Annotated in this window: 12 protein-coding genes; all 12 read right to left on the bottom strand. The window is 40.8% G+C overall.

Annotated features, from left to right (window positions below):
• Window positions 1–571: 571 nt before the first annotated feature.
• Window positions 572–1,468 carry a protein translocase subunit SecF gene (gene secF / locus EO114_RS07390; protein ID WP_127062423.1) on the bottom strand — a complete coding sequence of 299 codons (897 nt, stop codon included), beginning with the start codon at window positions 1,466–1,468 and terminating at the stop codon, window positions 572–574.
• Entirely contained in the window at window positions 1,465–2,727 is a 1,263-nt protein-coding gene (secD, locus tag EO114_RS07385; protein WP_062401737.1) for a protein translocase subunit SecD, read from the bottom strand. Before secD ends, secF begins: the two co-directional genes overlap by 4 nt.
• A complete protein-coding gene (locus EO114_RS07380; RefSeq protein ID WP_127062420.1) occupies window positions 2,724–3,308 on the bottom strand; it encodes a 5-formyltetrahydrofolate cyclo-ligase in 585 nt (194 codons plus the stop codon). Before EO114_RS07380 ends, secD begins: the two co-directional genes overlap by 4 nt.
• Window positions 3,308–3,601, bottom strand: coding sequence for a preprotein translocase subunit YajC (gene yajC, locus EO114_RS07375; protein WP_009353379.1), 294 nt, complete (start codon window positions 3,599–3,601; stop codon window positions 3,308–3,310). Before yajC ends, EO114_RS07380 begins: the two co-directional genes overlap by 1 nt.
• 8 nt (window positions 3,602–3,609) lie before the next feature.
• Window positions 3,610–4,719, bottom strand: coding sequence for a tRNA guanosine(34) transglycosylase Tgt (tgt, locus tag EO114_RS07370; RefSeq protein WP_009353303.1), 1,110 nt, complete (start codon window positions 4,717–4,719; stop codon window positions 3,610–3,612).
• Window positions 4,720–4,764: 45 nt separating this feature from the next.
• The gene (queA, locus tag EO114_RS07365; protein ID WP_127062418.1) at window positions 4,765–5,790 is read right to left on the bottom strand and encodes a tRNA preQ1(34) S-adenosylmethionine ribosyltransferase-isomerase QueA; all 1,026 of its coding nucleotides are present in this window, start codon (window positions 5,788–5,790) and stop codon (window positions 4,765–4,767) included.
• Window positions 5,791–5,801: 11 nt separating this feature from the next.
• Window positions 5,802–7,274, bottom strand: a complete 1,473-nt coding sequence (locus EO114_RS07360; RefSeq protein WP_240629076.1) for a SpoIID/LytB domain-containing protein — start codon at window positions 7,272–7,274, stop codon at window positions 5,802–5,804.
• Window positions 7,271–8,278 carry a Holliday junction branch migration DNA helicase RuvB gene (gene ruvB / locus EO114_RS07355; protein ID WP_009353399.1) on the bottom strand — a complete coding sequence of 336 codons (1,008 nt, stop codon included), beginning with the start codon at window positions 8,276–8,278 and terminating at the stop codon, window positions 7,271–7,273. Before ruvB ends, EO114_RS07360 begins: the two co-directional genes overlap by 4 nt.
• 2 nt (window positions 8,279–8,280) lie before the next feature.
• Window positions 8,281–8,892, bottom strand: a complete 612-nt coding sequence (gene ruvA, locus EO114_RS07350) for a Holliday junction branch migration protein RuvA (RefSeq protein ID WP_062401725.1) — start codon at window positions 8,890–8,892, stop codon at window positions 8,281–8,283.
• 7 nt (window positions 8,893–8,899) lie between these two features.
• Complete coding sequence (gene ruvC, locus EO114_RS07345; protein WP_009353415.1) at window positions 8,900–9,400, bottom strand: crossover junction endodeoxyribonuclease RuvC; 501 nt, start codon at window positions 9,398–9,400, stop codon at window positions 8,900–8,902.
• A gap of 69 nt (window positions 9,401–9,469) precedes the next feature.
• Window positions 9,470–10,144 (bottom strand): DNA repair protein RadC, encoded by a 675-nt coding sequence (radC, locus tag EO114_RS07340; RefSeq protein ID WP_009353338.1) that lies wholly within the window; start codon window positions 10,142–10,144, stop codon window positions 9,470–9,472.
• A gap of 263 nt (window positions 10,145–10,407) precedes the next feature.
• Window positions 10,408–11,034 carry a hypothetical protein gene (locus tag EO114_RS07335; RefSeq protein WP_127062415.1) on the bottom strand — a complete coding sequence of 209 codons (627 nt, stop codon included), beginning with the start codon at window positions 11,032–11,034 and terminating at the stop codon, window positions 10,408–10,410.
• Window positions 11,035–11,069: the final 35 nt, after the last annotated feature.

The following is an 11,069-nucleotide window of genomic DNA, read 5'->3' as shown; positions in this document are numbered from 1 at the left end:
CAACACTGTGTTGTGGCGACTAGATTATAATAACAGATTCACAATATCGTGTCAACAGTTATTTTTAATCTTTTTTATTTTCTTAGTTACTAAGCTGTAAGAAAATTAAAAGTGCTTGTGTCTCAAGCACTGAATGTATTATATGATATTTTTAAACATTTTGCAACCCCTTTCCCAATATTTTTTAAACAAGCATAACCACCGTATAGCTTGAGAAAAAATATATTGCTCGTTTCTAATGACACCACCAAGGAACGCCATCTTTGCGTAGAACGTTTTGCTATATCCTTATTACCTAAATGTCGAAACGCAGAAACGAGCAACATGCTCCAGAGCAAACCTAACCACTGTATCAGTTCGGGAAGGAATATGTTACTTGTTTCCAATGACACCACCAAGGAACGCCATCTTTGCGTAGAACGTTTTGCTATATCCTTATTACCTAAATGCCGAAATGCAGAAACGAGCAACATGTTCCTGAACAAGCATAACCACTGTATAGCTTGAGAAGGAATATGTTGCTCGTTTCCCTTTCACCAATCAAGCATTCTAGCAAAACAGAATAGCTTTATTAGAGACGATTTCGTGCATCTTTTTTATTATTGGATTTCCAAATTGCCCACAAAGATGTAGCTACACAAATGGATGAGTACGCACCACTGACGAAACCTACGATCATACATAGAGCAAAGTTCTTTGTTGTGTCCCCACCAAAGAAGTACAAGGAACAACATGCGAACAATACTGTGGATAATGTATAGCAGGAACGATGGATACTTTGATGGATACTTGCATTCGCAAGATCTGCAAATGTATCGGTACGCTTATGAGTGTGTGTATTTTCACGAATACGGTCAAAGATTACGACAGATTCATTCATAGAGTAACCGATAACTGTCAAAATCGCCGCCAAAAAGGAGGAATCAATTTCTAAATGGAAGAAAGAGAATATCCCCAATACCATGATAAGGTCATGGAAGATAGCTGCCAAACATGACAAGGCCACACGATACTCAAAACGATATGTAATATACAAAGCTAACGCTACGAAAGCAATTAATAAATTCGTCAATGCATGTTCTGTTACTTCGGATCCAATAACAGCGCCTACTGATTCAATACGCTTTACTGTTCCTTCCGCTAGATTTTTATTTAATGCTGCTACCACAGCTTGACTTTCACTAGCCTCAATGTTACGAGTACGAATCATTACCGTTTTACCTTCTGATTCAGTAGCATCTGCACCAGATAATTGGATAACTGCATTTTCTAATTCAAAGGCTTTCAAATTTTCCCGTACAGCAGACACCTGTACTGGTTTGCTAAATTCCACTTCTACAATGGTACCGCCTGTAAAATCGATACCAAAGTTAAATCCATACATAAACATGGAAATAATACTTAGAATAACCGCAATGGAGGAGATACTAAACCACCAACGATGACGTTTTATTACATCAAATGTCATTTTTTCTTATCTCCTTTCTTAAATGCTTCAATTGTAACAGATGGAGATATGTTAGAACCATACCAGAATGGACGATTCGTAATTTGTGCTGCAATAAGCATATGCATTAAGGTACGGCTCATGGATACAGCTGTAAACATAGATACAATAACTCCTAATGCCAAGTTGATGGCAAAACCTTTTACAGGGCCACTACCAAGAACAATGAGGATCACTGCTGTAATCATAACGGATGTATTCGCATCAAAGATTGTATCAAAAGCACGACGGAAACCAGATTCCATGGACATACGCAATGTTTTACCTTCCACCACTTCTTCTTTGAACCGTTCAAAGATTAGGATGTTCGCATCCACGGCAACCCCCATACTGAGGATAATACCAGCTACACCCGGCAAGGTCATGGTCGCATTCAAAGCATGCGGCCCTAAGATTGCTACCAAAATTAACACAAACACCAATAAAGCGATAGTTGCTACGAATCCAGACAATCTGTATAAAACAAGCATAAATACAATGATTAAGGCAATACCAACACCAAAAGCTACGACAGATTTATCTTTAGAGTCTTGACCTAAGGTAGGACCAACGGTACGCACTTCCATAACTTCTACTTTTACAGGCAATGCACCAGAACGTAGTAAAATAGCTAAGCTTTTCGCTTCTTCCAAGTCACGGCTACCAGTAATACGAGCACTACCACCAGTAATTGGTTCGTTGACCACTGGATTTGTCAATTGCTCACCATCCAAATAAATGCCGATGTGACGACCAATATTAGCTGTTGTTAAGGCGCCGAATTTTTTCGCCCCTTCATCTGTTAATTGGATATTAACGGATGCTTGTTTACCTTCTAATTGTTCTTTTGCATCTTTTAAGTCATTACCATCTAAATGGACTTTTCCATTTTCATCACGGAACTCAAGAACCGCCGTTTTACCAACTGTTTCGATGGCTTTTTGCGGATCTTTTTCACCAGGTAATTCGATAATGATACGTTTTTTACCTTCTCGTTGAATGATAGGCTCAGTTAAACCCATTTCATTAATACGACGGCCTAAGATTTGAATAACCCGTTCTACTGCATCATCTGTAACCACGTTAGGGCCAGAATCTTGCGCTTCTAATACAATGTGAGTACCACCTTGTAAATCCAACCCTTGTTTAATGGAGTTAGCAAGTGGTCCAATGAGCCAAATAAATAGGCCTAAAATCACTGCTACTACGCCGAAAAAGCGTAAAGCTGCTTTTGTGTTCAATGGATTCCCTCCTTTTCTTTATAACAATGGATACTCTCTGATGGGGTCACAATGGTATGCATCCACTCATCATGAGGTGCCATGGGTAACATTTCTTCTGAAATTTGATTATCCCAGGCTATACCGATTCGTTTCTCTACAGCAATCTGTTGTAAGTATCGGTCATAATATCCAGCTCCCATTCCCATGCGACCGCCTCTACGATCAAAGGCTAGACCAGGAACGAGAATACAATCCAATATTTGAGGTTCTACAACTACATACGGTTCTTTGGGAATCCGTATTCCCAAAGCTCCCCTATCAAGGTCCTCTAAACTCTGTATGCGAACTCCTACCATATCTGTCTTCGTCACACACACAGGCACATATACATATTTACCCTGTTGCAACGCTTCTGTAATAAACATATCTACATTGGCTTCTTTAGGCATAGCCAAGTACGCCATAATATGTTCTGCACCAGATATTGTAGGAATAGACCAAAGTCGATCATCTAATTGTTGAGACCAAATTGCAACCTCTTGAACTTGTACATTGCGACGACGTTCTAAAAACTTCTTACGCAATGCCGTTTTATCCATTACTTCTGTTCCTTTCCAAGAACTTGAGCTATGGCTGTACGAGCAAATTTCATTTCCACTTTTTCAGACACTTGTAACACTAATGTATCTTCTGTTAAGGAAACAATTTCACCATAAATACCACCAACAGTCAATACTTTTTGACCTTTTTTAAGGCTGTTCAATAACACTTGACGTTGTTTTTGTTGTTTCTTTTGCGGACGATATAACAAGAAGTAAAAAATTACGACCATAATCAACAATGGTAAAATCGCTTGCCCTGTTTGTCCTTGGAAAAATTCTAAGAAATCCATAAGTCCTCCTATTTAGTAAAATACTGCCAGAACTCTTCGCGGAATGCTACAAAGCGATCCTCTAGGATAGCTTTACGCATTTGACGCATAAATTCTAGTAAAAAATATAAATTATGATACGACACCAATCGGAAAGCCAAAATTTCTTCTGCCTTATATAGATGTCGAATATAAGCTCTTGAATAGTTTTGGCATGCATAACAGCCGCAACCTTCTTCAATCGGACCCCAGTCACGCATGAAAGAAGCATTGCGTAAATTCAATCGCCCTTTCCATGTCATGGCCATACCATTCCGCGCTACTCGTGTTGGATATACACAGTCAAACATATCTACTCCACGAGCTACCCCTTCCACTAAGCAGTCAGCAGTACCAACACCCATCAAATAACGAGCTTTATTAGTAGGCAACAATGGTGTTGTATATTCTAGTACTTCATACATCAAATCATGTGGTTCCCCTACCGAAAGGCCACCAATGCTATAGCCTTCAAAGTCCATATCCACTAACTCTTTAGCACTTCTTTCACGAAGGTCTTTATACATACCACCTTGAACGATACCAAACATGCCTTGATTCTTAGAACGACGTGCTTCTTGGCAACGTTCTGCCCAACGTGTGGTCCGTGCTGTTGATGCATCAGCATATCGATGATCCGCAGGGTATGGAATACACTCATCGAATGCCATCATAATATCAGAACCTAATTGTTCTTGTACCTTAGTGGCCACTTCAGGAGAGAGAAATTTTTTCGACCCATCTAAATGGGATCTAAAATTAACTCCTTCTTCAGTAATCTTGCGCAGCTTTCCTAAACTGAACACTTGGAACCCGCCACTATCAGTTAAGATGGCTTGGTCCCAGTTCATGAACTTATGCAATCCGCCCGCTTCTTCCACTAGGTCAGCGCCTGGACGCAAGAATAAATGATAGGTATTACTCAAGATAACTTGAGAGCCCATCGCTTTCAGCTCCTCTGGGGCCAATGTTTTTACCGTTGCCTGTGTCCCTACGGGCATAAACATCGGTGTTTCATAGGTTCCATGAGGAGTATGCAATAACCCTGCCCGTGCACCTGTGTGGGGACATTGTTTTTGCAATTCATATCTAATCGCCATATACACACTCCTTTATTACTTCTGTATTATAACACAACTTTCAACTTATCGAATGAACATTGCGTCACCGAAGCTGAAAAATCTATACTTTTCTCGGACTGCCTCTTCATAGGCGGTCAAACAATGCTCTCTACCAGCGAGGGCACTAATAAGCATGAGTAAGGTAGACTGTGGCAGATGAAAGTTGGTAATCAATGCATCTACCACCTTGTACTCATAGCCAGGATAAATAAAGATTTGAGTCCAATCGGATCCACTCCTTACATGACCTACCTTAGTCGCTGCTGATTCTAATGTACGCACCGATGTAGTTCCTACGGCAATCACTCTTCGTCCTTCCGCTTTGGCACGATTCACCAGCTCTGCAGTTTCTTCCGACACGTGATAAAACTCTTTATGCATATCATGGTCTTCAATGGATTCTGCCGACACAGGGCGGAATGTACCTAACCCTACATGCAATGTAACAAATCCAACTTGTACCCCTTTGCGCTGAATTTCATCCAATAATTCCGGTGTAAAATGTAAGCCTGCTGTGGGGGCTGCTGCGGATCCTTTTTCTTTGGCATATACCGTTTGGTATCTATCTTTGTCTTCTAGTTTTTCATGGATATACGGAGGTAATGGCATTTCCCCAATATCATTAATAATCTCATCAAAATTACCGTTCGGCTTAAATTGAATCAGTCGACCGCCAAAATCTGTATGGTCTATAACCTCAGCCTCTAGATTAGGACCAAAGGATAAGAGTTGCCCCTTTAGACATTTTTTCCCTGGCTTTACCAGACACTCCCAAAGATGTTCTCCTTTGGGCGTTAACAGTAGTACTTCTACCTTACCACCTGTCCCTTTACGTTCTCCATACAAACGAGCAGGGATAACCTTAGTGTTATTAAAGATTAACACATCCCCTTCAGATAGTTCATCTAGAATGGAGTGAAAGGATGCTTTATGGCATATCTCTCCACTTACCTTGTCTAAGGTCATCAATCGCGACGTATCCCGTGGTTCTACCGGATGTTGTGCAATGAGTTCCTCAGGTAAATCATAATTAAAATCAGATACTTTCATACTATTCCTCATTAATTGTACAGTTTCGTAAGTGCCGTACCTTGGTAATAATGTTGTAAAATCACTTTATAATAATCAGGCTGACTTGCCTCTTTTCGGCTAGCCATTTCCGCCGCTCCCCACTGTGAAAGTCCCAAACCATGTCCCCAACCATATCCATGAATTGTCACAGTCTGATTCGCTTTACTAAACGTATGGTTAGCTTTTACAGAAGACCCCTGAATCCGACTCGGCGGTGTTTGTCCTACATAAAAATCAAATAAGGTGGACTTTAAGCCAAATATCCCTTGCACCTGTTCTCCTGTAAGCGATATAGAGCCCTTTTCACCTACAAATTTCATTGTTTTTACACGTCCTGAAACCCCTCGATCTTGTACTTTCATAGGTCGATCTGCCAATGGAGATAATTCAATTTTCTGTAAGTACCCTACCGATTTGCTAGCTGCTGCTAATTTTTGTTCTATACTTTGACGGCTGGTAATGACATTCCATACGGTTGTACCCTCATGATTCGAGTAATCTTGCACCCCTTTTAAGTAGGGCAAATCATTACCCCATAGGTTCACGCTATCCTCTGTATAGCCACCTCCATCGGAATGAAAAAGAGCATTAATCGGTTGGCCCTGATACGTGAGAACCATGCCATGTGTACGCTTTACCGCTGTATTTGTGCTTACAAACTCACTACTTTTCCCTCCATATACTTGGTCAGCTGTAGTAGTTCCAATATCATACATACTATTTTGTTTGCTCTTCATGGAGTGCAAGGCATAGGTCCTAGCTGCCACTGCTTGTGCTTCTAAGGCCGGCGTAGGCCAACTAGGTACCACTTCTTCTGGTACTACACCTTGTACATATTGTTCTAACCCCAGTACATTAATAACACTCATGGATCCTGATGTATTAGCATGTACTGTCACAGCGCCTCGATAGGTTTTTCCTAATGTTTGCAATTCAGATCCATATCTACCTTGTGTATTTTGAATAGTAATTGACTTATCAATACTATGTCCATTTATATGTACTGAACCGCCTCCACTCGAAACTGTCACAGTCTGATTTTCTTTGATAGTTTGCACTTGATGTCCACGGCTATCTAGAACAACCATAGGCATAGCACTACTAATGGAAAAAGATTGTGATCTATGCCCAAGCAACACTCGTATCACAGGCTCTCCACTAGAACCTTTCTTGACCTCTTGTACAACATTAGATACTCTTGCTTGTTTGTCAGTATTTTCTTGCACTCTGATTGTTTCTTGAGGTGTTGTTTTCGTCGCTTTCGTCACTTTAATAGCAGGCTTAAAAACCACCCGTTTTGATGCTGCCGAATCTTTTCTTTCATTCGGTTTCACAAAAGTAGCTTTCACTGTTGTACGTTTCGGCACTTCCTTTTGCGATGCTGCTGCGCCTACAAAAGGTGCACTTCCTAATACAGCTGTTATAACCGCTATCGCCACATAGCGATATCCTACCTTTCTCATGCATCCACCTTTCTAGGGATTCCCAAGTGGTCATAGGCAGCAGGAGTAACGATACGTCCACGATTTGTGCGCGCCAACAAACCAAGTTGCATCAAATATGGTTCATACACATCTTCAACACTTTCACGTTCCTCACTCACAGAGGCTGCAATTGTATCCACCCCTACAGGCCCACCATCGAATTTTTCAATGATAGTGCTTAAAATGCGTCTATCTATACGGTCTAGACCTAGCTTATCAATATCTAATCGCTGTAAGGCCTGATCTGCAATTTCTTTTGTAATCACACCATCACCCAATACTTGTGCTACATCACGGACACGTTTCAACAAGCGATTCGCGATACGAGGGGTTCCTCTAGAACGACGAGCGATTTCACTAGCCCCTTCTGGATCCATATGAATATCTAAAATATCAGCAGAACGGCTCACAATAAACTCTAGCTCATTTTGCTTGTAATATTCTAAACGGCTAATCACACCAAAGCGATCACGTAGCGGTGCCGCCAAAGACCCCGCTCGTGTTGTGGCACCAATCAGCGTGAATTTAGGCAATTCAATGCGCACTGATCTAGCACTCGGACCTTTACCAATAATGATATCTAAAGCATAATCTTCCATAGCAGAATATAGCACTTCTTCTACAGAGCGAGATAAACGATGGATTTCATCGATAAACAATACATCTCCCGGTTGCAAATTGCTCAATAAAGCTGCCAAATCGCCAGCTCGTTCTATGGCTGGTCCAGAGGTAACTCGGAAGTTTACTCCCAATTCATTGGCTACGATTCCTGCCAAAGTGGTTTTCCCTAACCCTGGAGGTCCATAGAGTAAAACATGGTCCAAGGTATCTCCTCGCAGCTTGGCCGCTTCAATAAAAATATGAAGATTCTCCTTTGCCTGTGTTTGTCCAATATATTCTTTTAAATAGCGAGGACGAAGACTAAATTGCCAATTGTCTTCCTCCCGTTCTTGCATGGTTACAATTCGATTTTCTTGATCCATTCTTATCGCCCTTTACCCAATGCCGCTAATACTTGTTTTAATAAGACTGGTACTTCTTGTGTGCCATCGTAAACTTCTTGGATTACCGGCTGCACTTCTTGTGCGCTGTATCCTAATGCCATAAGTGCTTCTAGCACTTCTTCGGTAGTACCTACAGGCACTTGTTCTACTGGTGAAATTCTTCCCGTTGGTGTGAAAGTTCCTGCAATACCGAGGCTTTCAATTTTATCTTTTAACTCTAGCACCAATCGCTCTGCTGATTTTTTACCAATACCCGGCAATTTCTGAAGACCTTTTGTATCACCACTAATGATGAGTCCTACAAAATGTTCTGGACTTATGGCCGATAAAATGCCAAGACCCAATTTAGGTCCCACTCCTGATACGGAGATGAGCAGTAAAAACAACTCATAATCTTCCATCGTCAAAAAGCCATATAACTGAATAGCATCTTCACGAACATTAGTATACGTGAATAAACAAGTTTCTTCACCTACTTGCAACTGACTTTGCACTGAACTAGGTACGTACACACGATAGCCCACATCATGGACATTCACGTACACCGAATCTAGCAATCGATGGGTGACAACCCCTTTTATATATGCAATCATAAACTCCTCACAATTGTAAAATTTGCTTCAATGTATCTGTATGGGAACTATGGGCTGTACATATAGCAATCGCTAAGGCATCAGCCGCATCATCAGGCTTAATTTTTTCACGAATCCCCAATAAGTTCATTGTCATATACGTGACCTGCTCTTTTGTAGCTTTTCCATAGCCCACCACAGATTGTTTCACCTGCAATGGTGTATATTCGTAAATTGGTAAGTCTTGTTGACTCGCCGCCAATAAGGTAACACCTCTTGCTTGTGCTACGCCGATACCCGTCGTTACATTGCGGGCAAAGTACAATTTTTCTATACCAAACTTTTGAGGGCGAAATTCTTCTAAAATATCGCTTAGTTCATTAAATATAATTTCTAACCGGCTTGCTTCTGGCGTTTTTGCCTCTGTGGTTATCACTCCATAGGTAACAGGTTTTAAAGAGCTTCCTATGACATCGATGATACCATATCCACAAATCGCATAGCCTGGATCTATTCCAATAATTCGCACGCTATAACCTCTGATTTCTTTTCATTGTTCCAATCATTTAATTATAGCAAATTTATAGAACATCTGCACCTATAGTATCCCTTTTTCTAATAAGCTTACATAGATGCCATCACCAATAATGATATGATCCAACACAGGGATACCCATCACTTCTCCAGCTCTAGCAAAAATTTTAGTCACCCGTACATCATCACTACTCTCGGTAGGATCTCCTGATGGGTGATTATGCATCAAAATAATAGCCGCCGCATTGGCATCGATAGCTTGACGGAATACTGCTCGTTGCTCCGCCGTACTACTAGTTAACCCTCCTTTAGAAATCAGAACAGGCTTAATCAATTTATTTTTTACCGTCAATAATAAGACATAAAAGTGTTCTTCTGTTTTATGACGAAGACGTTCCATCATGTAATTAGCTGCCGCCTCCGGAGTGCTAAAATCTTCCCAATCTCGTTTCACTTTCATCTGTCCTAGACGTCTGCCCAGTTCGATAGCCGCACAAATAGTCACCGCCTTGTCTTGCCCAATGCCATCAATTTCTCGCAAAGCATCTATCGTAACATTGTTCAAGCCTCCTACCAATCCTTCCATGCGTTTCACCACTTCATGAGCCACTTCTAAGACGGTGGAACCTTTGCATCCTGTACGCAATAAAATGGCTAATAATTCTTCCAATTCTAACGCTTCAGCTCCTAAGGCAATGAATTTTTCTCGTGGCATTTGATATGATTGTAAATCCAACATAATTCCTCCAACATTTGAAAGTACATCCTTTAGCCCTATAAACGACAACACGCCACACTCCAAAGAGTGTGACGCATCACTATGTACCCATCGTGGGCACTTATATATCTTTCTTTATACTATAAATTCGCTATAGATTAGAAAAATCCTTTTATTTTGTTCAAACTTTATCCAACTTCTCCCACAGATTCCACCTCAGTCGAGGTCTAATGATAACAATCTGCTTAGGGTAAACTCCCTTTCTAACCTATACTAAGAAAAGCTTATTCTTTCACATCCTCTGCACCCGCTTGACCTTGCCCATATACATTGGCTGCATAGATCGCAAAATCTTCTCCATGTTTGAAAGCATCTTCTCTTAGATACGCATGAAAGACAACTTGGTCTTCTTTCACCTGTATCAAATTCGGTACATGCTGCGCTAAAGCATCAAACAACTCTTGTTCTGCTTTTAATAACACACGGCCATGTTTTAACTTTTTCCCTTCTACCACTGAGTAAGCTAAGGCCCATACAGGGCGATCATCAGTGGACGATAATTTACGATATTTATAGCGAAATTTCAATGGGGGCATCATGGATTGTTTAAATTGGTAGACCCCGTTGATCATTGCATACGGAATGATCATTCGTTTCTTTCCTAATAAGCCTACCTCATCAATGATGAGATCCGATTCGGTCAACCTAAATGTATAGGTCCCCACTGCCTGCGATACAAGGACAAATAGAATCATTCCTTCTATTAATATTTCCGCTAAGGCTATACTACCTAACTCCACATAGCGCCATACACTATATGCCAACGCACCCAATGCTATCACAATAAATACAGTAACTAATGCAATGCCAGCTTTGGATCGTTTCGATTGTTCTTGATATTGTATAGACATGATCTCATCCTTTCATCAACAGTATCATCATCCTA

The sequence above is a fragment of the Veillonella sp. 3627 genome, assembly GCF_003992195.1.
GTDB lineage: Bacteria > Bacillota > Negativicutes > Veillonellales > Veillonellaceae > F0422.
This window is presented reverse-complemented; position numbering and strand designations above follow the sequence as displayed.

Coding starts and splice junctions, on each gene's coding strand:
- EO114_RS07335 (WP_127062415.1), bottom strand. CDS start 11,034: ATGTCTATACAATATCAAGAACAATCGAAACGATCCAAAGCTGGCATT.
- ruvA (WP_062401725.1), bottom strand. CDS start 8,892: ATGATTGCATATATAAAAGGGGTTGTCACCCATCGATTGCTAGATTCG.
- queA (WP_127062418.1), bottom strand. CDS start 5,790: ATGAAAGTATCTGATTTTAATTATGATTTACCTGAGGAACTCATTGCA.
- radC (WP_009353338.1), bottom strand. CDS start 10,144: ATGTTGGATTTACAATCATATCAAATGCCACGAGAAAAATTCATTGCC.
- EO114_RS07360 (WP_240629076.1), bottom strand. CDS start 7,274: ATGAGAAAGGTAGGATATCGCTATGTGGCGATAGCGGTTATAACAGCT.
- ruvB (WP_009353399.1), bottom strand. CDS start 8,278: ATGGATCAAGAAAATCGAATTGTAACCATGCAAGAACGGGAGGAAGAC.
- yajC (WP_009353379.1), bottom strand. CDS start 3,601: ATGGATTTCTTAGAATTTTTCCAAGGACAAACAGGGCAAGCGATTTTA.
- tgt (WP_009353303.1), bottom strand. CDS start 4,719: ATGGCGATTAGATATGAATTGCAAAAACAATGTCCCCACACAGGTGCA.
- EO114_RS07380 (WP_127062420.1), bottom strand. CDS start 3,308: ATGGATAAAACGGCATTGCGTAAGAAGTTTTTAGAACGTCGTCGCAAT.
- secF (WP_127062423.1), bottom strand. CDS start 1,468: ATGACATTTGATGTAATAAAACGTCATCGTTGGTGGTTTAGTATCTCC.